The sequence below is a fragment of the Candidatus Palauibacter sp. genome, assembly GCF_965208055.1.
Lineage (GTDB): Bacteria > Gemmatimonadota > Gemmatimonadetes > Palauibacterales > Palauibacteraceae > Palauibacter.
Genome location: NZ_CBDBNY010000004.1, coordinates 3,179,784 through 3,205,035, shown reverse-complemented (window position 1 = coordinate 3,205,035; position 25,252 = coordinate 3,179,784). Strand labels below are relative to the sequence as shown.

Genomic DNA, 25,252 nt, shown 5'->3' with positions numbered 1-25,252 from the left:
GGGTCAGCTGTAGCCGATCGCGAGGGCGATGACGAGGGCGATCGCGCCGAGCGCCATCAGCATCAGGTAGCGCGGGATCGCGAAGCGCAGCCACGACTCGTAGCGCACGCCGCTCGCGGCCAGAATCGCCATCAGCGCGCCGTTGGTGGGCGTGATCAGTTCGCACAGCCCCGCCCCGTACTGGTAGGCGAGGATCGTGATCTGGCGCGAGAGCCCGAGCAGATCCGACAAGGGGACGAGGACCGGGAGCGTGAGCACGGCCTGGCCGCTCACGCTGGGCACGGCGAAGTGCAGCACGCCCTGCGCGGCCGACATGCCGATGGCCGAAAGCGCGAGCGGCAGGTCGGCGAGCGGGATGAACAGCCCGCGCACGATCGTGTCGATGACGCGCCCGTCGACCATGACGACGTAGATCGCGTGCGCGAAACCGATGAGGAGCGCGGCGTACCCCATCGAGCGGAACCCCTCCGCGTAGGCCCGGGCCGTCCCCGTCACGCCGAGCCGCCCGATGAGCCCTACGACGATCCCCATGATGAAGAACAACGCCGACATGTGGTCGAAGTCCCACCCCCGGGACAGCAGCCCCCACACGAGGATGCCGAAAGTGGCCGCGACGATCGCGAAGATGGTCCCGTCCCTCCATCCGAACGCGGCGTCCGGTTCGGAGGCGTCCGCTTCCTCCGCGGGGACCCGAGTGCGAGCAGCGTACCGCATCGTCCACCAGATCCAGAGGCCGAGCGCAATGGCCAGGAATACGAGGCGGAACCCGCTGCCCGAGCCGAGCGGCACCTCCGCGACCCTCTGCGCGGTGACGACCTGGAACGGGTTGATGGGACTGAAGGCCGACCCCACGAACGCGGAGCCCGCGCTCACGGCGACGCCCACCATCGGCGAGTAGCCCAGCCGCTTCGTGAGCAGCATGAGGGCGGGAACGAGGGGGATGATCTCTTCCTGCATGTTCTCCGTCACGCCTCCGGCCGCGAAGGCGAGACAAACGACGGGGATCGCGAGGATCTCACGTCCCTGGAGCACCTCGACGAGCCACGCGATGCCGCGCCGGAGCGCCCCCGTCGCGTCGAACACGGCGAACGCGCCGCCGATGAGGAAGATGAGGAACACGACATCGGCGCGCTCCGCCATGCCCCGCGGGATGGCCACGATGGCCTCGAAGGCCCCGATGCGGTTGGGCTCGACTTCGTGATAGGTCCCGGGCACGACGACGCTGCGCCCCGTCTCCGGGTCGTCCCGCCGCTCGTACTCGCCGGCCGGGAGGACGTACGACAGCGCCGCGGCCGCGAGGACTACCGCCGTCAGCAGGGTCAGCGGGTGGGGGAAGCGCAACCTCCGCACCCGCTGCCCGACCCGCTCGCGAAACGTCCGTGATGTCGCCATGAACGCTGAACGTGCGCGCTACCCTCCCCGTCTGACAATCCGAGACCCGGCCGGCGACCGGTTCGCGTGCGGCGCCACTCTGGCTCCTGCGGGAACGATCCGGCATCATCCACGCGAACAGGAATCTGCCGCCGCTGCATGGCTCGATGGCGGGCTGCCGGGACAATCGCATGGAAGGAAGCAGCCTCGACACGCTCACGGTTCGCGAGCGCAGCGAACTGATGAGCCGCATCCGCTCCAGGGACACGAAGCCGGAGATGAGGGTACGCCGGCTCGTGCACGGCTTGGGGTATCGCTACCGGCTGCACGCCAAGGAGCTGCCGGGCCGTCCCGATCTCGTGTTTCGGCCCCGCCGCAAGGTCATCTTCGTCCACGGCTGCTTCTGGCACCGGCACGAGGGGTGTTCGAAGAATCGCATTCCCAAGTCGCCCGAGACCCGCGATTTCTGGCGCGACAAGCTCAACGGCAACGCCCGCCGCGACCGCCTCAACGAGACGACGCTGCGGCGCACCGGCTGGGGCGTGCTCGTCATCTGGGAGTGCGAAACGAAGGACCTCGACCCGCTGGCCAAGAGGGTCAGGGCGTTTCTGGGATAACCTCTCGGCCCTTTAGTGATTCATCGAGAATAACCCTGCGGGTGGCTCGCTGCGACCGGCCTAGAGCCACACTTGGTCACCCGTGCTTGGTCACATGTCCACCCTTACTTGGTCACCATGGTCACTGACCTTGTCGGGTGCGTTTGGGTGTCCCGTGGCGATCCACGATGGCGCAAACGTATCGCTGCTCGTCGGTCCAGCGGTGCAGTCACGGGGGGTGGGCCGGACACGGCAGTCCTCCACCGTGACCGGCGCGCCGCTCGCGCTCTCCAGCCGCAAGCGGAGCACGTAGCTCACGTCCAGGGCATCGCGGGCATGCCCATGGACGACGCCGCCCGCGCCGACGTCGATGGGGTCCACCGTCTCTCCCGCAAACCGCACGGTGGCGATCCTCGCTGTCGAGGAGACCTCCCCTCGGTAGCGGCCGCAGTTGTCGAACAGGTCCCAGATGGGATCGTCGCCCGCGTCATCCCGGTGCCGCAGCACCCACAGCCAGCCCTCGGGGGATATGTCCAGGCCCGCCATGAGGGGTTCGAACTCCGACTCGTCGGAGTCGTCCGGGGGGGACGGGGGCGGATTGCCGAGCTCCACCGTGCGGATCGTGTCCCCGGCGAACGTAACCTCGTGGAAGCGGTAGGCGGCCCTGTTCGCCACCCAGACCGTCTCACCGCCGGCGAACGCCCACGCGCGCCGCGGAATCGAGACCTTGACGATGCCGCCGATCGTAATGTTGCCATCGCCGCTCGATCGACTCTGGCTCGTGCTCGTGGAGATGCGGCTGTCGAGCAGGAGAGAATCCCGGGGCAGGACGGGGTTCGGGTGCTCGGGGTATACCGGAAGTCGCACCCCGTAGGTGAAGCCACGCGAAATGGTCTCTTCGCCGGACTGCTCGATGTCCACGACGCGTACTTGCTGATAGACGAATCCCTGGTCGTCGGCGGCAACGATCCTGCTCCATGGCGTCCCTCCTCTCAGGGGAAAGCCTCCAGTGCGGGTGAGTTCGTTCCCGAGAGAATCGAAGCTCAACTGTTGAAGGCCATCGCCAATCCAGACCCGGTTCGGCGGCTGGAAGACGACCGTCTGGCCTGAGGACTCCCAATAGCGCACCTCGCCCGGCCCCTCGCCCCCGCGGGCGATGCTTCGCACGTAGCCGCCGCCCCAGTTGAAAACCCGTACCTCCTTCGAACCGACATCCAGCACATAGATGTGGCCCTTCTCGTCCACGGCGACGTCGTGCACATCCCCGAAGACGTCAGGTCCGGTTCCGTCCACCTGGCCGAGCCGGAGTTCCTCGACGAGGCGCCACTCGTCGCGTCCCCCACCACGCGCGGGGGCCGGGTTGGACACGACGATGCGGCCGCCCTCAAGCGTGTCGGCGCTCACTTCCTGCGGGGAGTCTGGCATTGCCGCGCCCGGCGCGGACGAGGCGACCCCAACGACCAGGAGAACCGCCGAGGCACATAACGCGCGAGGGAGTCTGCCGTGCGACCCGGAGAAGATCCCGACGAGCCCCTGGAGGCGCCTCAGGATCGCCGGGTCCGTCATCTTCCCCGCCGCCGCGCTCGCCGGAGACGCCGCCCTGTTCGGAGACCGGCTTGCCGATGAGTTCGAGGCCGAGGTCGCGGCCCTTCACGACCGCCGGGACGCCTTCCTCCATCCAGCGCGGGGCCGGGGCGTCGATCAGGTAGTGGTCGAAGAACTGCTGCATGCGGATGGCCCAGTCCTCCTGGTTCGCCTGCCGCCCGAGGCCGTGTCCCTCGCCGTTGTAGTTCAGCATGAAGACCGGCAGTTCCAGCCGGCGCATGGCGACGAACATCTCGATCCCCTGGTACCACGGCACGGCGCCGTCCTCGTCGTTGTGCAGCATGAGGAGCGGCGTCCGGATCTTGTCCGCGAAGAACACCGGCGAGTTATGGATGTAGCGGTCGCGCTCGTCCCATAGCGTCCCGCCGATCCGGCTCTGTGTGCGTTCGTACTGGAACATGCGGCTCATCCCGCTCTGCCAGCGGATGCCGCCGTACGCGCTCGTCATGTTCGACACGGGCGCCCCGGCCTCCGCGGCGGCGAAGACGTTCGTCTTCGTGATCATGTAGGCGATCTGGTATCCGCCCCACGAGTGGCCCTGCACGCCGACCCGGTCCGGATCGATGAACCCCTGCGCGATGAGCGCCTGCACGCCCGGCACGACGGCGTCGAGCGCGCTCTCGCCGGGATAGCCGATCTCGTACGGGATGTCGGGCACGAACACGACGTAGCCGCGGCTCGCGTAGAAGGAGAAGCGGACCGAGGCCCGGTTCGGCAGCGGCGGCTGGTAGCTGTGCAGCCCGTCGGACATGCGCTCGTAGAAGTAGACCATGAGCGGATACTGCTGCGACGGATCGAAACCGTCCGGCTTGATCAGGATGCCGTCGAGCGGCGTGCGGTCGTTCGACATCCAGTGGACGAGTTCGGCGCTCCCCCAGCGGTACTCCGCCTGCTGCGGGTTCGCGTCGCTCAGCTTGCGCGCGTTCCCGAAGTCCGCATCCCCCACCCACACGTCGGGGAACTCGATGAACGTCTGGCGCGTCCACACATGGCGTTCCGCATCCTCCGCCTTCGCGGGCGCCGCGTAGCGCACGTCGTCCATGACCAGTTCCTCGACCCGGCCCGCTTCGTCCGTCCGGCCGCGCGCGAACCCGGACGCCTTCGTGCCCATGTCGAAGACGGAGAAGAGGATCTCGCCCTCCTCAATGCCCTCGCCCGCGCCGCCTCCGCCGAAGCCGCCGAACCCGAAGAAGTTGCCGCCTCCGCCCTCGGCCACGCGCTGCACGCGATAGCGGAGATCGACCTCCCGTCCCTCCGTCAGACGCACGGCGGGATCATCGCCGCTCGGGTCGACGCGCCACACGTCGTTTCGGTCGTACACGAGCATCGCGGCGTCCTCCTCGATCCACGTCGCGCCGCCGTAGGGGGGCGGGCCCTGCGGGTGGTCGTCGAGTTCGTTGTAGAACGCGACGGGAAGATCTCCGGTGAGGCTGCGCGCGGGCCCGGAGCCGTCCATCGGCGCGGCCTTCCAGTCGCGGTCCGCCTCGTCCCACCAGTAGGCGTAGCTCCCCCCGGGCGAGAGGCCGGCGCCGCCGAAGCCGCGCACGGCCTCCACGATCATGCGCCGCTCCCCGGTCAGCACGTCCACCGCGTAGGCATCCTCGTAGCGGCCGTCCCACGACACCTTCGGGCGGTGGGGCACGTCGCTCGTGGCGAGGACGTAGTCGCTCATGCCGGTCTCGGTGCGCGACACGTCGGGAATGCTCGCCGTACCCAACTGCACGATGGCGTCGCGGCCCTCGTGCAGCACCGCCAGGTACGACCGGTTGCGTTCGCGGTTCGCCTGCACGAGCTGCATCGGCTGCAGGTAGGGGTCGCGCCAGTTCCAGATGTCGAGCGTCACGCGATCCGCGTCGAGGATCTCCTCGTCGGGCTCGGGCTCGGGACGCGGCGCGGTGCCGAAGAAGAGACGATCCCCATCCTCGCTGAAGGAGACGGAGCCGTTCTCGCTGATCCACCAGCCGGCGGGCACGCCGGCCGTCTCATGGTCCGCCACCTTCTCCGCCGCCCCGCCGTCGGAGCGGTAGAGCGCGAAGGACGGCTGGTCCATCTCCCACTCGTCCACGTTGCTGAGGAAGGCGAGGCGCTCGCCCGATTCGTCGAAGGCGACCTGCTCGTAGTGGCCCTCCCCGGCGAGCACCTCCACGCTCTCTCCGCTGGCCGGGGCCACGAGGTAGATCCCGTCCCCGCCTTCGTCCTCGGTCGAGGTCACGTACGCGAGCCCGTTCCCCGCGTCCGCGACCGTGTAGGAGACGACATCGGCGAAGCCGTGCTCCTCGCCCGTGTCGAGATTCAGGAGGATGAGCGGCGTGCCGTCGTCCTTCTCGTGCCGCTTCTCGTATTCCGCGGAGCGCTCTTCTTCTTCTTCCTCTTCTTCCCCGGCGGCTTCCTCGGCTTCTTCCTCAGTCTCCTCCTCGTCTTCTCCTTCCTCCTCGTCTTCCTCGGGATTCCCGGAGAGGAGGTACGCGACGAAGGCGCCCCCGTCCTCCGGGACCCGGAAGGACTCGATGGGGCCGGCCCGTCGAACGCCGCCGTCATCTCCGGCGCCGTCCGCGAACGCCTCCGTGAGGGTCACGACCGCGAGCGAGTCGCCGGGGAGATCGTCCCCGCGCTCCCCTTCGAGGCGAAGCGAGTCGACCACGGCCTTCACCGGCGGCACGCGGAAGGCGAGGTGCCGCGAGTCCCGCGTGAAGGAGGGCGCGCGACCCCGGAAGCGGCGTTCCGCCGAGCCGTCCGTACGCGTGATCACGAGCGTGGGGTCGCCGTCCCAGGGCGTGAGGACGTAGGCGAGCCAAGCGCCGTCCGCCGAGATCGTGCGGCCGCCGATGGAGTTCCAGCGGTACGTATCTTCGTGGTCCAGCGCGGGTTTGACCTCCTGCGCGGCCAGTTGCGGGGCCAGTTGCGGGGCCAGCGCGGCGGGCGCGAGGAGGCACGCGGCCGCGGCGGCGAACCGGCGGCGGCGAAGGACGGAAGGACGGGACGAACCAGAGACCGGAGGCATCCGAGGCTCCTGTTTCGGGAGATTCATGAGTTTCAGCGCTTGAAGTAGACGGGTTCGGTCGGCAGCGCGCCGACATCGACGATCCTGCCGGCGGCCATGACGACCGACGGTTTCCGGATGTTGGCGATATCGGCGAGCGGGTCGGCGTCGAGCACGAGGAGGTCGGCGAGCTTGCCGGCTTCGATCGTCCCGAACTCGTCGAGCGCGCCCGCCGCGATGGCGCCGTTGCGGGTGGCGGCGACGATCGCCTCGCCCGGCGTCATCCCCATTTCGACGAGACCCTCGATGGCGAGGATCGTCCCGATGCCGGGCTCCTGCCAGATGGGCTTGGGCGCGCGTCCGTATTCCGGCGCGACGCCCGCATAGTTGTCCGTGCCGAGGGTGGTGATGCACCCGCCGTCGATCAGCTTCTGCGCGTTCAGACGGCGCATCTCCATCCCGTGTCCCAGCGCCCGCTGCTCGCGGCGAATTTGATAGCTCGTCTTCTCCCGCTCGACCGGACGCCGCAGCCGGCCCCACTCGCGCGCCCGGGCGCCCTCGGCCTCGCGGGCCAGGCGTTCCTCGGCCGCCGCCCGGTTCGCCAGGTGGTTCTCCCAGGCGGGCCCGGTGAACGTGTTCACGAGCATCGAGCACACGATGCCGCGGTCCACGATCTGCTGGACGAGCGCGTCCGATATCTCGCGGTTCGCGAGCACCTCGGGGTGCTGGATGAGGTCGATCCCCGCCTCGACGGAGAGCCGCAGCCCCTCCGGATTCGTGGAATGGGTCTCGGCGATGAGGCCGCGCGCGTGCGTCTCCTCGACGATCACGCGCTGCGCCTCCGGGGAGAAGCCGATCAGCGTCGGGAACGACCAGTGACTCGTCCCCCCGTACTTGAGGAAGTCCACCCCTTTGTCGAGGTACTCGCGGATCCTCACCCGCAGTTCCTCGGGATAGAGGTCCATCAGGTCCTCGCCGGCGCCCTGGGCGATGTGGTCGGAGAACTGTTCCTCGTAGAGTGAGAGGTCGTCCTCCGGAATGAGGGCGAAGGTGATCGAATAGGGCCCGCCCCAGCCGACGATGTTGCCGGCGACCTGGAGCCGCGGTCCGATGGCCTTGCCCGAGGCGATGGCGTCCCGCACCTGCTGGAGTTCCGGGAGGGCGCCGTAGCTGTCGCGGAGGTGGGTGACGCCGAACTTGAGGTGCATCTGCGCGGTCTCGAGCGTGAGTTCGGGTCCCATCAACCGATAGAAGACGGAACTCTCCTTCCGGTCCTTGTTGCCGCCGCCGTAGAGGGAGATATGCACGTTGGTGTCCACGAAACCGGGCGTGACGAACTTGCCGGCGCCGTCCAGGACGCGGGCGCCATCCGGCACCTCGACTTCCGCGCGCGGACCGGCGGCGGTGATGCGGTCCCCTTCCACGACGACGGTGGCATCGGCGAGAGGGGGACCGCCGTTGCCGTCGATGAGGGTCGCGCCGACGATGGCCGTCGCCTGGCCCAGCAGGGGTCCGCCGCTCGGGACGAGGACGACGAGGGTGGCCAGCACGGCGGAGACGGAGAGAGGGCGGCGGGTGGCGCGGAACATGCGGGAACCTCCTCATTTCTGCGGGGCGTGCGTCGTCTGAGACTAACAGCTTGCCCGACTCGCGAGTAGCCGCCCGCTCCCCGCCCGCTCCCCGCCCACTCCAATGGAGACGCCGCCGGTTGGCAGGGCGGGACGGTCCGCGTTAGGCTGTCGCATCCTGCTCATCCGAACTCCGCCAGAGGCATGACGCGGAATCGGATGGGCAGCCGACGACGACCGATGACAGACGACTGACTACAGGCGAGAGATAAATGGCGACGATCACAACGAAATTCCCCCTGAGACACGTCGAGCTTTCGCGGCTCGAATCCGTCGACTTCGACAACCTTCCGTTCGGCTCGATCTGGTCGGATCACATGTTCGTGGCCGACAACATCGACGGCGAATGGACCGACGCGGAGATCCGGCCCTACGGCCCGATGCAGATCTATCCCAGTTCGAAGGGGCTCCAGTACGCCGTCTCGATGTTCGAGGGGTTCAAGGCGCATATGACCCCGGAGGGCGACCTCGCGGTCTTCCGGCCGGACATGAACCAGAAGCGGTTCAACCGCACCGCGGCCCGGTTCGTGATGCCGGAACTCCCGAAGGATCTGTTCTTCGACGCGCTGCGCGAACTGCTCGAGGTGGACCGCGGCTGGCTTCCGAACGCCGAGCAGGGCGCCCTCTACATCCGCCCCAGCTACTTCAGCACGGATCCGACGCTCAGCGTGGTGTCGGGCCGCTCGTTCAGCTACGTCCTCATGACCGCGCCCGTCGGACTCTATTTCACCGGGTCGGAAACGGTGAGCCTCGTGACGACGCGCAAGTTCGTGCGGGCCTTCCCCGGCGGCGCCGGCGGCCACAAGCCCGCGGCCAACTACGGGCCGACGATGCTGGCTTCCCAGCAGGCGCAGGCGCAGGGGTACGACAACGTGATCTGGCTCGACGGCCAAGAGGGCCGGTACGTCGAGGAGTGCGGCGTCATGAACATGTGGTTCGTCATCGACGGGACCGCCATCACGCCCCCGCTCGAGGGGACGATCCTCCCCGGCGTCACGCGCGATTCCCTGATCCGGCTGTGCGCGGACTTCGGGGTCCCGTGCGAGGTGCGCCGGATCTCGGTGGACGAACTCCTGGAGGCCCACGCCGCCGGGACGCTGAACGAGGCGTTCGGCTCGGGAACGGCCGCCACGGTCCAGCCCATCGACCGCCTCGGGCTCGACGGAACGGATGTCCTGCTTCCGCAGCGTCCCGATTCCCTTGCGTCGCGGCTCAAGGCGGAACTCCACGGGATTCAGACCGGGCGGATAGAAGATCGCCACGGCTGGCTGTGGCGGCCCTAGTGGCGACCCTGGTGGCGACCCTGGAGGAGGTGTCGTAGACGTGTCTTCGGATCCTCCGTTCAAGGCCACGGTCGGGATCAGGCCCGCGTCCCGCACGGACTTCATCGACGTGCGCGCCAAGCTGGCCGAGGAGTTCGGGTCCGAGTTCGCCCGGTATCCGAAGGCGCTCTACATCTCCCATCACACGACGGCGGGATACCTGCACCAGCGGCTGGCGCACCGGCTCGACTACGACCGGAAGAGGCTGCGGGAGTACATAAAGGTCTTCCACGAGATCTTTCCCCCCAACGCCGGATACGAGCACGATGAACTCGAGCTGCGGACCGAACTGTCGGACGCACAGAAGGAGACCGAACCGGAGAACGCGGACTCGCACCTGACGTTCATCGGCGCCGGGCTCCAGAGTGCCGCCTCGTACGACAACGAAGCGGGCCGGCCGGTCTGGTTCGTCGATCTCGATGGCGTCCACAGGGGCGGCACCCGAGATCGGCGGACGACGGTCGTGGGATACGGGTCCGAGGAAGTCGTGGCCCGAACCCAGTTGAGCGTCGAAGCCTCGCCGCGGGCGATCGATGCCATCGACCTCAGGGAACCGGGAGTCGGTCTCGTGGACCGGCTTCAGGATCTGATCGAGGAACACGGGATCTCCTTCGGGCGACTCGATGTCTCGCTTGCCGCGCGGGAAACCCACGCCAGCCTGACGGTCAACGAGTTCGAGCCGCTGTTGATGCAACGCGACCTCCGCCGCGCGCTGCTCAGCCCGCTGCGATTCATGGCCGATCAGGGCAGGAAGATGCTGAGAACGCCGCTGTCGATCCCGGGAAAGGCGTTACGGCTTCCCGGGAAGGCGCTGCGGCTGTCCGGGAAGGCGCTTCACGTCGCCAGGATGGGCAGGACCGTGCTGCGCACCTCGCCCGGACCCGTCATCGACACCGCCACGGTGGAGGCCGTCCACATCATGAATGCGGTCCTGGAACGGATCGGCGTGGACGAGTCCGTGATCGCGCGGATGCTGAACCGGGCGCTGGCGCTTCCCGTGGGCCGCTTCCAGGGCCTGAGGCGGGACGTCAGCCTGCCCGTGATCGACCGTGACGGGGATGGCAACGGCGAGATCCCGTGGGGAACCTACCAGAGCCCCATTCTCATCCAGTGGAAGGCCCCGACGGAACCGACCCGCGAACTGGACGTGAAGCTGGTCCGCTTCGCCTAGCAGCGGTCTGCGGCGAAGTCCCGCGCCGCCACTCCGGCGGCCGTGTCAGGCCGGGCCGACCGCCGGGTCGGCGGCGGAATCCGGAAGAGGGACTCTGAAGACCTTGTCCTCAAGGCGGGCCACGCGATCGGTCTGCCGACCCTCGACCGCGCGGAGTTCGGTTCGCACGCCCGCGATTTCGCCCCGGAGTTCTTCGCGGACGGTCTGTATCTCGCCCCGGAGTTCGTCGCGGACGCTCCGTATCTCGCCCCGAAGCGCCGCGACATCCTGGTCGAGTTTGTCGCGGACGGCGTGTATCTCGATCCGAAGCTCGTCGCGCACAGCATGTATCTCGCCGCGAAGCTCGTCGCGCACAGTATGTATTTCGCCCCGAAGCCCCTCCTGGAGATCCCCCAATGCGGCCCGGAATTCCTTCATCTCGGCGGTGAGCTTGCGGATGGCGGCGAAGGTCAGGCCGCCGATCGTTACGCCCACGCCGATCACGGTCAGCATCAGTGTGAGGATTCCAGCCACGTCCAGTCCCATTCGTCTCGGCTCCCGTCGAGGTTTGCGCGGCGCGGCGCGGTGGCCGCATACCATGTCCGCATCAACCTCCGGGCAGGAATCAAAGTGGGATCAAATGGGCCTCGCCTCAACCGGTATTCCGGACGAGACTATTCCGGGCGAGACGGGAGTGCGGGCGGCGGTCAGACGAGGGATCGGCCCTGGGAGCCGTCCACGGCGATACAGGCGCCCGTGATCAGGCTGGCGCGTTCCGAAGCGAGGAACGTCACGACGTCCGCCACTTCGTCGGCCCGCCCGAAGCGTCCCAGCGGGAGGTTCGCGTCTACGAACTTTCGCATGCCCTCCGGATCCGACTGCACACGCTTGTCCCAGCTCCCACCGGGGAACTGGATGGAGCCGGGCGCAACGCAGTTCACGCGGATGGCGTCTTTGGCCAGTTCCAGCGCCATGATGCCGGCGGCCGAGATCAGCGCCGTCTTCGTCGTGTTGTAGATCGACAGTCCCGGACCGCCCTTCTCGCGCCCGAAGACCGAGGACACGAAGACGATCGACCCCCCGCCCGCCGCCCGCATGTGGGGGATCGCCAGCCGGCTGGCCCGGAACCCGGACAGGACGTTGAGTTGAAGGATGTCCAGCCAGTCCTCGTCGCTCGTCTCCTCGAACTTCCCGCGCCGGTTCCCGCCGACGTTGTTCACGAGGACGTCCAGCGCGCCGTAGCGGTCGACCGCCGCTTGGACGAGCTGTCCGGCGCCATCCTCCTCGGCGATATCGCAGGCCACCGTGAGAACGTCCGCGACGCCGTCCGCCCGCAGCGACTCGGCGGCTGTCTCGAGCGGATCGCGGTTGCGCGCGCACAGCGCCAGCCGCGCGCCCTCCGCTCCCAGCGCCCGAGCGATGTAGAGGCCAATCCCCCGGCTCCCGCCGGTGACGACCGCGACCTTGCCCTTCAGTCCGAGATCCATGCGCGAGACTCTACGGGGGGGCCACGTCGGTCGCCAGCCCTCGTCCTCTCGGGTGGACGGTCCACCCTGGTACGGACATGTTGGCTCGCTGACACCGGACCCCTCAGCTAAGGCCGCGCCATGACAGAGAAGGAAACCGAGGGTCTCGCCCTCCTCGAACACTACGCCGTCGATGCGGACGGTAGAGTGATTCTGACCGGATTGGCCGAATCGATCCGGGTGGCGAACGCGTTCCAGCAAACGCAGTGGGTGCCGACGGCGCGCAAGTTCAAGGGCTGGACGGTAAACCTGAGAACCGGACAGATCTTTGCGCTGACACTTAGAACTGGCGAGGTGGAGATCCTTCTCCTACCCGAGATGCTGCGAGATGAGGAACGGAAGGCCCTCGAAGAAGCCGCGCACGGCAAGTACGAGCCCAAGCACCCACCCGGTTCCGCCCGCTACACGCTGGATTTGACCGCGGCCCGCAAATTGTGGGGATCGATCGAGCGGGCCCACCACGCGGTGCTCCAGCAAGGGCGGCACCCCTCTGGCGCGAAGAACAACCCCGAAGCCAATGCCCTAATCGACTATCTGAAGCGCAAACTCGATCTCGATTTGCCGTACCCCGACCGAGAATTGGTTGGCACGGAAGGGGAAGACGAGGCGCATCCGAAGCCTGCCCGTACGCTACTGGAGGCTTATGCGGCATCCGACGAGGGAAGGGCGATTCTCACGTCGATGGCCAAGTCGATCCGGACCGCGCACGCCGACAATCCCGCGAACTGGTGCACGACGGTGCTAAAGTCCGCAGGATACATTGCCCTGAATGTCGGTAACGCCTGCGCCATTCGACTTCACGGCGACGAGATTCGGATCCTCTTGATGCCCGAGGATCTGGACGAAGGCGTGAGGGCACGTCTCGAAGCGGCCACGCATCACTCGTGGAACCGCAAAGCCGTACCCGGCGCTCGCAACTACATGTTGCGCTGGCCGCAGGCCGCCGAACTCTGGGATTCGCTTGAAGAGGCTCACCATGCCGCGATTAGAGCGGCTCACCGCAAGTCGGCGACGAGCCAACGGAATCACTCGTCCGCCATCGTTGACGGCCTCAATCGGATCCTCGGACTTGATCTCCCTCAACCGGACTACGGCCCCTACTCACCCGAAGGGAAGCCCAATCCGGGAGAAAACGGCATGCAGGCCACGCGAACCAACACCGTTGACTTCGATGCGCTGATCCAGGCGCTGAGGGATGCCAAGCTCCACTTCTCGAGTGAAGTCGTGGCGAACTATGTGCTGGCACTGCAGGCCAAGCGGTTCGCGATTCTCACAGGGATCTCCGGCACGGGCAAGACACAGATTGCCATGGCTGTGGCTCGGAGCTTCCCGGCAACGGTCCGCGATCAGCCTGCGGCGGAACTCGTTAGATCGACCGCACCAGACGACGCGGTTAGGATGACGGCTCGGCCATTTCACTTCAAATGGCTTCAGATCGTCCTGCCTGTGAGGTTCGTGGCCGAAGTCGAGTCCCTTCTTCCTCCCGAGCCGGCCAGCCGTTTGATCGAGGTAGCGTACCCAAGCGGGGTTACGAAGCTTCGATTCTACCGTGAGCCGAATCGCAACGTGACGTGGCTCCTGTTTGCGGGCGCACACGAGTTCCGGGACTGGTACGTGGCAAACCTGCGACCTGGGGACGAATACCTGATCAGTTTTCGGGAGGGGGAGACGCCGGAGAAACACCGGATCGAGTTTCGGCTGGCCGAGGCTGAGGTGACAGAGCGGGAACTTGACAACCGCGTCGTCGTGCCGGTGCGGCCGGACTGGGTGGATAACCGTGGGTTGCTCGGGTACTTCAATCCGCTCTCGAACGAGTATTCGACGACTCCGTTCCTTTCGCTCCTGCTGGAGGCACAGGCGGAGGAGGAACGGGCGGAGAAGGAGGAGAGGGACCCGCATCCTTTCTTCGTCGTGCTCGACGAGATGAACCTCGCGCGGGTGGAACACTATTTCTCGGACTTCCTGTCGGCGCTCGAGTCCGGGGAACCGATACCTCTGCACGAGAGCGAGGAGGTCGAGGAGGGGCGGACGGAATCCGGCCCCGTGGTCCCGCGACAGCTGCGGGTGCCGAGCAACGTGTTCTTCACGGGCACTGTGAATGTAGACGAGACGACGTACATGTTCAGCCCCAAGGTGCTCGACCGGGCCTTCACCATCGAGTTCGACCGGGTGGACCTCGACGGCTTCACAACGGGCATCCACGCCGATGAGGAAGCCGGTCTCAGCCTGGATGGAGGTGACGGCGAACTGCGGCTTACGCCCTACCGGAAGCCGGGACGGGACGACTGGCGGAAGTTCAGCCAGCTCCACGACGGCCGGTTCCACCGGACGCTTCTGGAACTACACGGCATCCTCGAGGAGGAGCACCGCCACTTCGGATACCGGGTCGCGAACGAGATCGCCCGTTTCGTCGACCTGGCGCATGAGCAGTCGGCCGATGGCGAAGCGGCCGCCGAGGCCGCGTTCGATCTCGCGTTGCTCCAGAAGGTGCTGCCCAAGTTCCACGGGACGCAGCAGGAGCTTGAACCCATCCTCCGACGGCTGGCCTCCGCCCTCGGCGCGACGCCCGAGGATGCGAGCGAGCACGTTCCCGCGGGAACGTCTGCCGCAGACCCGGAGGCGAGCACCGAGGGCCGGGCCGCGCGCTTTCCGCGCACCGTGGCGAAGATTCGGCGCATGCTCAAGCGACTCGAGCAGCGGGGCTTCACGTCGTTCATCGAGTGATCTTGCCTTCCGCGGGAGATCCGACCCTGGCCGAGGGGGCTGCTGCTTCTCCAGAGGCAGGGTCTCGCGTCGCTCTCACGAAATGGGGGTCGGACGAGACGCCTCCCCGCCGGAACGGGCGGTGGCATCTGCGGAGCGAGCGGAGGTGGGTTGTTGAGGCCCCCCGGGGGACGCTTGCCAAAATCGAAGCAGTCCTCCCGGGTTCGGCCTGCACCAGGACGGGAGACGGCGCGCTCGTTCTGAATCTCGTCAACTCCGTGGGCGTCCTCGACCTACCCGGGGTCGGCCCCGTGGAGCTGCACACCGGCAAGTTGGACGAGGCAGGGTTCGAGGCGCTCCTCGCGGATCTGACCCGTTTCGCCACCAGCCTGCCGTTCGCGGCGGGGGACCCGGGCTCGTCGCCGTATGCGAGCGGCCCGCCACCCCGCGACGAGGTGCTCTACCACGCGTTCGTCTATTTGCGGCACATTCTCTCGAACGAAGCCCCGATCGAGGAGCGCCTGATGCCGGCCCTCGAACTGATCCAGCGCGCCCCCCACCGGCGCTGGCGCACCGAGCGGCGGGACGTGCGGGTCGAGACGCTCACGCGGGTGGATTCCCGCACGCTGCTCGACCTTGTGACGCGCACCGGGGCACCGGTCCAGGCGGCCTCCCTCTCTCCTGCGGCGGCGGCCCTCACCGAGCAACTCGGAGGACGGCTGCCCGAGGAGATCTCGGAGCGGCGCATCCAAGCTACCATCGACACCCCGGAGAACCGCTTCGCGAAGGCGTTCATCGGCCAGGCGGACGGGATCATCGGCCGCGTCCGGTCGAAGGCGGCGGCTCGCCGGGATGTGTTTGGCCGCAGCCTCCTCGCGGACTGCGAGCGAATGGAAGCGGCGCTGATGCCGGTGGCTCGTCATTCGATGTGGGATGAGGTCGGGACGATGGTGCGCATCCCCTTCTCCTCCACCGTGCTCCAGCGGCGGCGGGGCTACCGTCATGTGCTGCGGCACTACGCGCGGATCCGGCTTGCGCCTCGCATCCCGCTCGACGAGCACGAGATGCGCGATCTCCTCGAGCTCAAGAACATCGCGCTCTTATACGAGCTATGGACCTTTTTTCGCCTCGCCGAAATCATCTGCGACTCGCTGGGACCACCCCTCAGGAGCGCCCGGCCCGCGGGCGACGATTTCCAAGTTGCGCTCGGATGGAACCGGACGTTCGAATGGGCCGGTGGCACGCGGTTGGCGTACAACGAATCGTTCTCCCGGTCTCGGTCGTCCTCGAACCACTCGTATTCGGTACCGCTCCGGCCCGACATCACGCTCCGTGTGCCGGAGGGGCCGAACCGCGGTCTCCACGTCCTCGACGCCAAGTTCAGGGTTCAGACGCTGGGAGACGCGGGGCTTGAGCGGGACGATGACCCAGCGGAAAAGGCCAGCGAGCGGAGGGGCGACTTCAAGCGCGGCGACATCTACAAGATGCACGCCTACCGGGACGCCATCCCCAATGCCCACTCGGTGTGGATCCTGTACCCCGGTACCGAGTTCCGTTTCTTTCACGCCTCGGGGAGGACGCCCGTGAGCGGTTCGCCCGAAGAGCTACCGGAGTCGATTCAGGGAGTCGGAGCAATCCCCTTCGTTCCGAGGATCAACGGTGTATCCGGCGGCGCCCTTCACCCCGAGGCACGTGCGACGCTAAGGCGCCTGGTCGGTCGGGAGCAGACACGATCCGCGCGATGATGATCTGCCGACCGTTGCGAATTCGGACCGTTGAGCAGTCAACCGGCGGGAGGCTCCTCGCGGGATCCGCTCGCGGCTGAGCCCCGAGCCGAGCTCCAGGAATCGGCTGTCGAATTCCTCGTAGACATCCTGCACGGTATCGGCGGACAGCGGGCATTCGGCGGAGGGATCGCCGCAACTGAGATCGGGGAGCCGGTACTTTGTCGTCCTCATCCCCGGATACTACGCGCCGGAGCCTGCCTCCGCGCTACCGGACGAACATGACCGGGCGCGTGGGGAGGGCGTTGACGTCGATCACCCTGCCCTCCTTCATCACCATCGCCTGTTGGCGGATGTTGCGGATGTCCTCCAGCGGGTTTGCGTCGAGGAGGACGAGGTCCGCGAACTTGCCGGCCTCGATCGTTCCGAACTCGTCGAGGGCGCGGGCGGCGAGGGCGCCGTTGCGGGTTCCGGCCACGATGGCCTCCGACGGAGTCATCCCGAGTTCGACGAGGCCTTCGATCGCCATCAGCGTGCCGATGCCCGGTTCCTGCCAGATCGGCTTCGGCTCGCGCAGGAACTGTACGTCGGCGGCGGGGAAGTTGTCCGTGCCAAGGGTGACGATGCAGCCCGCGTCGATGAGACTCTTCGCATTCTGGCGGCGCATGGCGTTGCCGTGGCCCAGGGCGTTGCGCTCGCGACGCAGTTCGAACGACGTCTTCTCCCGCTCGACGGGCCGGCGCAAGCGCCCCCACTCGGCCGAGTTCCCGGGGTCGGCCAGACGCGCCTCGGCGGCCGCGACGTCCGCCAGGTGCTGCTCCCACGCCGCGCCCGTGATCGTATTGACCAGCATCGAGCAGATCACGCCGCGCTCGCGGATCTGCGTCAGCAGTTCCTCGGAGTAGGGCCGGCCGGCCAGGAGTTCCGGGTGCTGGATGAGGTCGATGCCGGCTTCGACGGCGAGCCGCAGGCTCTCCGGGTTGGTGGCGTGCGTTTCGGCGACGAGACCGCGTCGGTGGGTCTCCTCCACGATCACCCGCTGTGCCTCGGGAGAGAAGCCGATCATGGTCGGGTAGGACCAGTGGCTGCTGCCCCCGTACTTCACGAAGTCCACGCCCTTGTCGAGGTAGTTGCTGATCGCGACGCGGAGTTCCTCCGGGTACATGTCCATGAGGTCCTCGCCGGCGCCCTGGGCGAGGTGGTCGGAGAACTGTTCTTCCCACAGCGACAGATCCGAGTCGGCGATCAGGGAGAACGTGACGGAGAAGGCGCCGCCCCAGCCGACGATGTTGCCGGCCACCTGCATCCGGGGACCCACTTCGCGTCCCTCGGCGATCGCGTCACGCACCTCGATGAGTTGCGGGAGCTGGCCGTAGCTGTCGCGCAGGTGCGTCACGCCGTGCTTGAGGTGCATCTGCGCGGCTTCGAGGGCGATCTCCGCCCCGCGCTCCCAGTAGAAGACGGCATTCTCCTTCCGGTGCTTCCCGAAACCGGCGCCGTAGAGGCTCGTGTGGACGTTCGTATCCACGAAGCCGGGGGTGAGGAACTTCCCCGCCCCGTCGAGGACCCGCGCGCCATCGGGCACCGCGGTGGAGGCGCTCGGCCCCACGGCGGCGATGCGGGCGCCCTCGATGACCACGGTCGCCTCCGGCAGAGGATCGCCGCCGTTCCCGTCGATGACCGTGGCCCCGACGATGGCGATCGTCTCCTGGGCCATGGCCGCCAACACAGACGGCCACATGGCGGAGCACACGAGAATGAGCACGGCGACCGTTCGACGAGTCAACATGGGGACCTCCTGGACGATTAGGGGGCAGCCGCTTTCTCCAGGAAGCGGTCGTACCGCAGGGAGAGTGACGCGGGTGAGGGGTGATCGGGACGGCGGCGAGGAAGGGTGATGCGCCGCCCGTGGAGACCCTGGATGGCGTAGCGCAGTGTAGGGCCGTCTTCTTCCGCCAGGATCGCGGGACGAACCCGGATGGTGTAGTCGGGGCGTATACCCAGGAAGAACCGGTCGAACGCCGCGTGATGCAGGCGGCACAGAGCCAAGCCGTTCCGCACCTCGGGCTCACCTTCCGGTTCTGCGTCGGGGATGATATGGGCTGCGTCGAGAAGCTCCTCATGACGGAGGCAGCAAAGGGCGCATTGACGCCTGTACGCCTTGAGAACGCGCTCGCGGAACGCCTGCTGATGCAGCCTCCGGCGCGTCTCCACCGTCACATACTGACGGCGTAGCGACGTCTTGCGACGTACATCGTCGCTCTCCCACACGCGCATCGAGGGGGCGACGGGATCCAGCTTCTCGGCGTCGACTTCGATGGAGAACGTCAGCGTCTCCGGTGCATCTCCCACCACATAGACCGGCCACACGGCGAAGTACCTCCCTGGAAGAAGCCCGTGGAAGTACACCAGGGGCAGGTGGTACGACATTGCCGTGCGCAGTCCCACATTGTCGTGGTGATCGGGATCGTTTCCCCGGTAACGGTATCGAAGGAAGTGATCGGGGCCGAACGCATCGTCGTAGGGTCCCGACGGGGTCGTTGTGATCGAGAGGGGAACCGCCATCGTCCTCGGCTTGAAGATCCCCTGCGGACCCACCACGTGGATGCGCTGTCCCCGGAACTCGAAGCCCTGCTCGAGGAGAGGGCGCCGCGGAAGCACGTCGCCGTGAATCGAGCGCTGGCTGGCAAGCCATTCGAACATCGCCGTCCTGACCCCTTGGTCATACGACCGGTCGAACTCGGCTGGAGACCCAGGGTGGTCATAGGGCATGTCGCAGACTACCAATGGATTGTGCGATTCGTCAATCAGGCTTATGGAATCAGGCCGCCGGAAGGTGGCGGCGGATCCCGAACCAGGCGAACGAGGTGCCCCGATGAAATACGCCCTGCCCCTGCTGCTCGTCTCATCGCTCACGCTCGGATCCGGCTCGGGCGGACCGGAATCCCCATCGCCCGTGTCAGCTGCGATGGACACCTATCCCAAGAATCCTGCGATCGACGCGCTCAACTACGCGTTCGCGCTGACGCTGAGCGACGAGACGGACGTGATCTCGGGCGAGGCGACGATCGATCTCCGCTTCCTGGAAGCGGGAATCGAGGAGGTGCGGCTGGACCTGATCGAGCAGAATCCCGATGGCACGGGAATGCGGGTACGTGGGGTGGCCGGCGCCGAGGGACCGCTCGACTTCACGCATGGGGACGACGCGCTGGTGGTCTCCCTGGCCCGTTCGACCGAAGCCGGCGAGCGGCGCCGGATCACGGTCGTGTACGAGGGCGTGCCCGCCACCGGTCTCATCATCGGTCCCAACAAGCATGGAGACCGGACCTTCTTCAGCGACAACTGGCCCAACAAAGCCCGGAACTGGCTGCCGACGATCGATCACCCGTACGACAAGGCCACGAACGAACTCATCGTCACGGCGCCGGCCCACTACCAGGTCATCTCCAACGGGCTGCTCATCGAGGAGACCGATCTCCTGGACGGCACACGCCGCTCCCACTGGAAGCAGTCGGTCCCGATCGCAACCTGGCTGTATGCGCTCGGGGCGGCCCGCTTCGCCGTGCAGACCGTGGACTACTACAACGGCGCTCCGATCCAGACATGGGTCTACGCCCAGGACCGCGACGCCGGCTTCCACGACTTTGCGGTGCCGACGAAGCAGGCGATGGAGTTCTACGGAGACATGGTCGGCCCCTATTCGTACGAGAAGCTGGCGAATGTGCAGTCGAACAGCGTCGGGGGCGGCATGGAGGCGGCCACCGCGATCTTCTACGGCGACGCCTCGGTGACGGGCGAACGGGATGTGCGCTGGCGGAACGTGATCATTCACGAGGTGGCGCATCAGTGGTTCGGGAATGCGGTCACCGAATACGACTGGGATGACGTCTGGCTGAGCGAAGGGTTCGCGACATACTTCACGCTGCTCTTCATCGAACATCAATACGGGCGCGACGAGTTCATTGAGCGACTGAAAGTGAGCCGCGACCGGATCCGGGACTTCATGGCGGAAAACCCGGACTATCGGATCGTGCACGACAACCTCGCGGACATGAGTCGGGTCACGAGCGGTCCGGGCACGTACCAGAAGGGCTCATGGGTGCTGCACATGCTGCGCGGGGTCGTCGGGGAGGATGCGTTCTGGGCCGGGATCCAGGCGTACTACCGGGAGTTCCGGGACGGGAACGCGACGACGGCGGATTTTCGGCGGGCGATGGAGGAGGCGTCGGGTCTCGATCTGCGGGCGTTCTTCGACCAGTGGCTCTACCGCGGCGGGTGGCTGGAGTACGAGGGCGGCTGGAGCTACGACGCGGCGGCGGGAGCCATTCACATCGACATCCGGCAGGCGCAGGACGAACGCCACACCTTCCGCATGCCGGTGGAGGTCGCGATTCACCTCCCTGCGGATGGCCCGCTCGAGGGCGGAGTGCACGGGGCCACCCGGCCGCCGCGAATCGAAGTGATCGAAATCGACGGGCGGCAGGGCCGGTTCACGATCCCCGTTCCCGCGGAGCCGCTCGACGTCGTCTTCGACCCGCACACGTGGCTTCTCATGGATGCGGCCTTCGAGCGGCGCTAGAGGCGGGGCGTCGGCGTGGGCTGCTGGACACCGAGTGTGGACCGCCGACCACGGGCGCGCCTCCAGATGCTTGCACGGAGTCCGGCGCATGGGTCAGCTTTGACGCCGCATTGACTCGCTCCGGGAGGGGACGCGCCACTTGGCCATCGATCGACGGGAGTTCCTGAAGAGCGCGACGGCCGGAGCGGCTGCAGCCGGGCTGTCGCTCGGCGCCTCATCCCCGCTCATCGGCGCACCGCCGCCTCCCCGCTCGGCTCCCGTGCGACGCCGCGCCGGTCAACCTCTCGACATCGTGGTGGTCGGCGCCGGAAACTTCGGCATCTGGACCGCGCTCAACCTCGTCCGGCTCGGAGCCACGGTGACCGTGCTCGACGCCTACGGCCCCGGCAATTCGCGTTCCACCTCGGGCGGCGAAACGCGCGGCGTCCGGTCCTCCTACGGGGGGCGTCCCGAGGGCTTCGTCTGGAATCGCTGGGCCAACGAGGCCATGCGCCGCTGGACCCAGTGGGACGAAGAGGGACGGGAACTCCTCCTGCCGCGCGTCTTCTATCGGACCGGAGATCTCATCCTGCGCGAGGAGATGGTCCCCTATCTCGAAGACACGATGGCTCAGTGGGACCGGCTCGGCGTCGACTACGAGTTGCTCGACGTGGACGAGATCAACTACCGCTGGCCCTGGATCCGGACGGAGGAAGGGGTCTCCCTGGGGCTCCACGAACCCAACGCGGGGGTCGTGCGGGCGCGCCGGGCCATCGAATCCGTGGCCAAGCGGTTCGAGATGGAGGGCGGCGAGATCCGCATCGCGCGCGCCGCTCTCGGGGGATCGGACGGCCGCCGGCTGAACGACGTGACGCTCGGCGGCGACGAATCGCTGACGGCCTCGACGTTCGTGTTCGCGGTGGGGCCCTGGATGGGGAAGACCTTCCCGGAACTGTTCGGGGACCGGATACGCATCCCCGTGGGCAACGTGTTCTACTACGCGGTGCCGGACCGGCGCTTCATGTTCCCCAACATGCCCAGCTATGGCGTTCCGGGCTGTACGGGCTGGCCGGCTCTGGGCCCGGACCACCGCGGCTTTCGGGTGCGGACGGGCGGACAACCCGGCGACGATCCCGACACGAGCGACCGCTGGGTGCCGCCGGAAGCCCACGAGCGCCCGCGCCAGATCCTCGAGCGCTACTTCCCGGACATGGTCGGCGCGGCGGTCAACGAGACGCGCGCCTGCCACTACTGTTTCGGTCCCAGCCGCAACTTCCTCATCGACAAGCACCCCGACTTCGACAACGTGTGGCTCGCGGGTCTGGGGACGGCCGAGTCGTTCAAGCAGGGGCCGGTACTCGGCGAGTACATCGCCAAGCGCGTCCTGGAGATCGAGGACGATCCCGAACTGGCGGAACAGTTCAAGCTTTCGCTCGAAGCACCGGAAGGCGGGGAGCGCGGGCGGGAACTGGACCCGGAGTCGGAGGACCTCGGCGGTTGAAGACGCGACAGTCCCTCCTGACGGCCGCGCTGTTGACGGTCGCCGTCTCAATCGCGGGCGGCGGGTGCTACGGCCCCCTCCGGCTCACCCCCTCCGACCACGCCACCGTCCTCGCCGAACAGCGACTCGAGGCCGAGCATCCGGGAACCCCGGGACCGTATGAGGTACGCCGACTCTACTACGGGAGCGGCACGGACAGGCGCCGGCCCGAGTACCGGGATTCGGTGTCGATCGTGACGGAGACGGTCGACGCTTCGAAGCTCGTCTCTCTCGGCGAATCCGCGGGCGAACGGAACGGCTACTGGGGCTTCACGCCGAAGGAGTTCCCGATCAACGGCCGCGTTTGGTATCCCGAGGGCGAGCCCCGGGACGACCGCCCCTTCCCGCTGGTCCTCATCGTCCACGGGAACCACGACATGAAGGACTTCTCCGACCCCGGGTACGGCTATCTCGGCGAGTTGCTCGCCAGCCGGGGCTACGTGTTCGCCTCCGTCGACATGAATTTCATCAACGGCGGCATCCGCAACGAGAATGACGGGCGGGGGTGGTTTCTCCTCAAACACATCGACGCCTTCAAGGGATTCGCGGCGGACGAAGCCACCCCGTTCCACGGGAAGATCGACTTCGACCGCATCGCCCTCATCGGTCATTCCCGCGGCGGTGAAGCGGTGGGGCACGCGGCGGCCTTCAACCGGCTGTCGCGATACCCGGACGACGCCTCGCTCGAGTTCGACTTCAACCACGGGATCCGCGGCATCATCGCGATCGCCCCGGTCGACGGCCAGTACCTGCCCACCGGTCGGCTCGCGCCGGTCGAGAACGTCAACTACATGGTGTTCCACGGCTCGCACGACGGGGACGTGACGAGCTTCCACGGCCTCCGCCTGTACAACCGGCTCGAGTTCACCGACGGCGGAGACTACTTCAAGACCGCGATCTACATGTACCGGGCGAACCACGGGCAGTGGAACACGGTGTGGGGGAACAAGGACAACGGCCCGCGCAGCGCCCGGCGCCTCGACCTGCGGGGACTCATAGACGGAGAAGCGCAACGGGAGTTCGCGAAGATCTATATCTCCGCCTTTCTCGAAACGACGCTGCGCGACCGGCCCGACTATATGCCGATGTTCCGGGACCATCGGCTGATCGGCGGATGGCTGCCGGAGACGATGTACATCACGCAGTTCGAATCGAGCAGCTTCCGGCCGCTGGCCACGTTCGAGGAGGATATCGACGTCACGACCGGGACGGCGCACGGCGTGACGCTCAGGGGGGATTCTCTGGGCGTGTGGCGAGAGGAGTTGCTCGACCTGCGGTCGCGGAACCGTCCCACGACCTCGAGTTCGCAGGACAACAACGCGCTCTGGCTGGGCTGGAACAACCTCGTCGCCGGCGACGAGGGGACGGTCGGGGCGCCCGCAAGCTACACCCTGTCGCTTCCCGCCGGGCTGGGATCCGAGTGGGGGCTCGGGGGAACCTCTCGCCTGGATCTCCAGCTCGGGGCCGTGGAGGGCCGGCCGGCGCCGCGACGCCCCGAGGGCGAGGACGAGAACCAGGAGCCCTCCCGCGCCGGAGGAGATGACGAGGCCGCGCGCGACGGGACCGCGCGAGGCGAGAGCGACCGGGATGAAGATGAGCAACCAGTGGATCTGTCGGTCGTACTCACCGACGCGGACGGCGAGTCGGCGAGCGTGCGGCTGTCGGACTACGGGCCGATCCGCCGACCCCTCGAGACCGCGGTGCGGCGCCGCAACGACGCCGAGTCCTTCGACAACCAGTGGGAGTTGGTGCTCCAGTCGTTTTCGATCCCGCTCGCGGATCTGGTCGAGGCCAACCCCGACTTCGATCCGGCCCGGCCCCGGGAGATCCGCTTGCTCTTCGACCGCTCGGCGGCGGGCACGGTCGTCGTGGACGACATCGGCTTTTCCGTAGGCCGGCCCGACCGTTGAACCACCCTGACGACCGACCGGCCGGCTCCGTCACGCGCGAACTCGGGCAGCGCGAGCATGAGGGCAGACTCGTGCATGCGCTCGTGGCGGCGCGGGTGACTGGCGCGGATCGAGAGGAACTGTGGGACGCCCTGACGAACGCGGGCCGGATCCCGAAGTGGTTTCTGCCGATCTCCGGCGACCTGCGCGCGGGCGGCAGCTACCAGCTGGAGGGCAACGCGGGCGGCGAGATCATCGCGTGTGAACCGCCGGGACGCTTCGCCCTGACGTGGCGAATGCACGGCGACGTCAGTTGGGTGACCGTGACGCTTTCGGAGATGCCGGAGGAGCGCACCGAAGTGCGTCTCGAACATCTCGCGCAGTTCCCGCAGGAGTTCTGGGAAGAGTTCGGGCCGGGGGCGGTCGGCATCGGCTGGGACATGGCACTGTTCGGCCTCGACCAGCATTTCGCTTCAGATCCGGCGGTCGTCCCGGAGACGACGGAGGCGTGGGTCGCCTCGGAGGAAGGGAAGGACTTCGCTCGCCGGAGCAGCGCTGCGTGGTGTGAAGCCTCCATCGCCCTCGGCACCGACGCCGCAGCGGCGCGCGCTGCCGCAGATCGGGTGACCGCCTTCTACACGGGCGAGGACGCGCCGTAAG

Annotated in this window: 17 protein-coding genes; 9 read left to right on the top strand and 8 right to left on the bottom strand. The window is 67.4% G+C overall.

The window, feature by feature from the left end:
- Positions 1–3: 3 nt before the first annotated feature.
- The gene (locus ACOGXI_RS14110; protein ID WP_419939466.1) at positions 4–1,392 is read right to left on the bottom strand and encodes a YfcC family protein; all 1,389 of its coding nucleotides are present in this window, start codon (positions 1,390–1,392) and stop codon (positions 4–6) included.
- 170 nt (positions 1,393–1,562) lie between these two features.
- Here ACOGXI_RS14110 and ACOGXI_RS14105 point away from each other — a divergent pair, with 170 nt between their 5' ends.
- Complete coding sequence (locus ACOGXI_RS14105) at positions 1,563–1,988, top strand: very short patch repair endonuclease (protein WP_419939465.1); 426 nt, start codon at positions 1,563–1,565, stop codon at positions 1,986–1,988.
- 90 nt (positions 1,989–2,078) lie between these two features.
- Here the strand turns inward: ACOGXI_RS14105 and ACOGXI_RS14100 are convergent, their stop codons facing one another.
- From ACOGXI_RS14100 to ACOGXI_RS14090, 3 genes are read right to left on the bottom strand one after another with little or no spacing between them, the layout of a single operon-like run.
- On the bottom strand, positions 2,079–3,392 hold the full coding sequence (locus tag ACOGXI_RS14100) for a hypothetical protein (RefSeq protein WP_419939464.1): 1,314 nt from the start codon (positions 3,390–3,392) through the stop codon (positions 2,079–2,081).
- Positions 3,352–6,573, bottom strand: coding sequence for a prolyl oligopeptidase family serine peptidase (locus tag ACOGXI_RS14095; RefSeq protein ID WP_419939463.1), 3,222 nt, complete (start codon positions 6,571–6,573; stop codon positions 3,352–3,354). The genes ACOGXI_RS14100 and ACOGXI_RS14095 overlap by 41 nt, the downstream gene beginning before the upstream one ends.
- A 32-nt stretch (positions 6,574–6,605) precedes the next feature.
- A complete protein-coding gene (locus tag ACOGXI_RS14090; RefSeq protein WP_419939462.1) occupies positions 6,606–8,141 on the bottom strand; it encodes an amidohydrolase family protein in 1,536 nt (511 codons plus the stop codon).
- Between the two features lie 251 nt (positions 8,142–8,392).
- Between ACOGXI_RS14090 and ACOGXI_RS14085 the strand changes: the two genes are divergently transcribed.
- Together ACOGXI_RS14085 and ACOGXI_RS14080 are read left to right on the top strand one after the other, a co-directional pair.
- Positions 8,393–9,463 (top strand): branched-chain amino acid aminotransferase, encoded by a 1,071-nt coding sequence (locus ACOGXI_RS14085; RefSeq protein WP_419939461.1) that lies wholly within the window; start codon positions 8,393–8,395, stop codon positions 9,461–9,463.
- Positions 9,464–9,503: 40 nt separating this feature from the next.
- On the top strand, positions 9,504–10,673 hold the full coding sequence (locus ACOGXI_RS14080) for a hypothetical protein (protein ID WP_419939460.1): 1,170 nt from the start codon (positions 9,504–9,506) through the stop codon (positions 10,671–10,673).
- 45 nt (positions 10,674–10,718) lie between these two features.
- Here the strand turns inward: ACOGXI_RS14080 and ACOGXI_RS14075 are convergent, their stop codons facing one another.
- Positions 10,719–11,198, bottom strand: coding sequence for a hypothetical protein (locus ACOGXI_RS14075; protein WP_419939459.1), 480 nt, complete (start codon positions 11,196–11,198; stop codon positions 10,719–10,721).
- A gap of 161 nt (positions 11,199–11,359) precedes the next feature.
- A complete protein-coding gene (locus tag ACOGXI_RS14070; RefSeq protein ID WP_419939458.1) occupies positions 11,360–12,139 on the bottom strand; it encodes an SDR family NAD(P)-dependent oxidoreductase in 780 nt (259 codons plus the stop codon).
- Between the two features lie 120 nt (positions 12,140–12,259).
- Between ACOGXI_RS14070 and ACOGXI_RS14065 the strand changes: the two genes are divergently transcribed.
- Positions 12,260–14,902 carry a hypothetical protein gene (locus tag ACOGXI_RS14065; protein WP_419939457.1) on the top strand — a complete coding sequence of 881 codons (2,643 nt, stop codon included), beginning with the start codon at positions 12,260–12,262 and terminating at the stop codon, positions 14,900–14,902.
- Between the two features lie 290 nt (positions 14,903–15,192).
- Entirely contained in the window at positions 15,193–16,626 is a 1,434-nt protein-coding gene (locus ACOGXI_RS14060; protein WP_419939456.1) for a DUF2357 domain-containing protein, read from the top strand.
- A 247-nt stretch (positions 16,627–16,873) separates the two neighbouring features.
- Here the strand turns inward: ACOGXI_RS14060 and ACOGXI_RS14055 are convergent, their stop codons facing one another.
- Complete coding sequence (locus ACOGXI_RS14055) at positions 16,874–18,394, bottom strand: amidohydrolase family protein (RefSeq protein WP_419939455.1); 1,521 nt, start codon at positions 18,392–18,394, stop codon at positions 16,874–16,876.
- Between the two features lie 17 nt (positions 18,395–18,411).
- Positions 18,412–19,308, bottom strand: a complete 897-nt coding sequence (locus ACOGXI_RS14050; protein WP_419939454.1) for an HNH endonuclease — start codon at positions 19,306–19,308, stop codon at positions 18,412–18,414.
- 172 nt (positions 19,309–19,480) lie between these two features.
- Between ACOGXI_RS14050 and ACOGXI_RS14045 the strand changes: the two genes are divergently transcribed.
- From ACOGXI_RS14045 to ACOGXI_RS14030, 4 genes are all read left to right on the top strand, one after another.
- Complete coding sequence (locus tag ACOGXI_RS14045) at positions 19,481–21,184, top strand: M1 family metallopeptidase (protein ID WP_419939453.1); 1,704 nt, start codon at positions 19,481–19,483, stop codon at positions 21,182–21,184.
- 139 nt (positions 21,185–21,323) lie between these two features.
- Positions 21,324–22,664: an NAD(P)/FAD-dependent oxidoreductase gene (locus tag ACOGXI_RS14040; protein WP_419939452.1), complete on the top strand. Its 1,341-nt coding sequence runs from the start codon at positions 21,324–21,326 to the stop codon at positions 22,662–22,664.
- The gene (locus ACOGXI_RS14035) at positions 22,661–24,613 is read left to right on the top strand and encodes an alpha/beta hydrolase family protein (RefSeq protein WP_419939451.1); all 1,953 of its coding nucleotides are present in this window, start codon (positions 22,661–22,663) and stop codon (positions 24,611–24,613) included. The genes ACOGXI_RS14040 and ACOGXI_RS14035 overlap by 4 nt, the downstream gene beginning before the upstream one ends.
- Positions 24,610–25,251 carry an SRPBCC domain-containing protein gene (locus ACOGXI_RS14030; protein WP_419939450.1) on the top strand — a complete coding sequence of 214 codons (642 nt, stop codon included), beginning with the start codon at positions 24,610–24,612 and terminating at the stop codon, positions 25,249–25,251. The genes ACOGXI_RS14035 and ACOGXI_RS14030 overlap by 4 nt, the downstream gene beginning before the upstream one ends.
- Position 25,252: the final 1 nt, after the last annotated feature.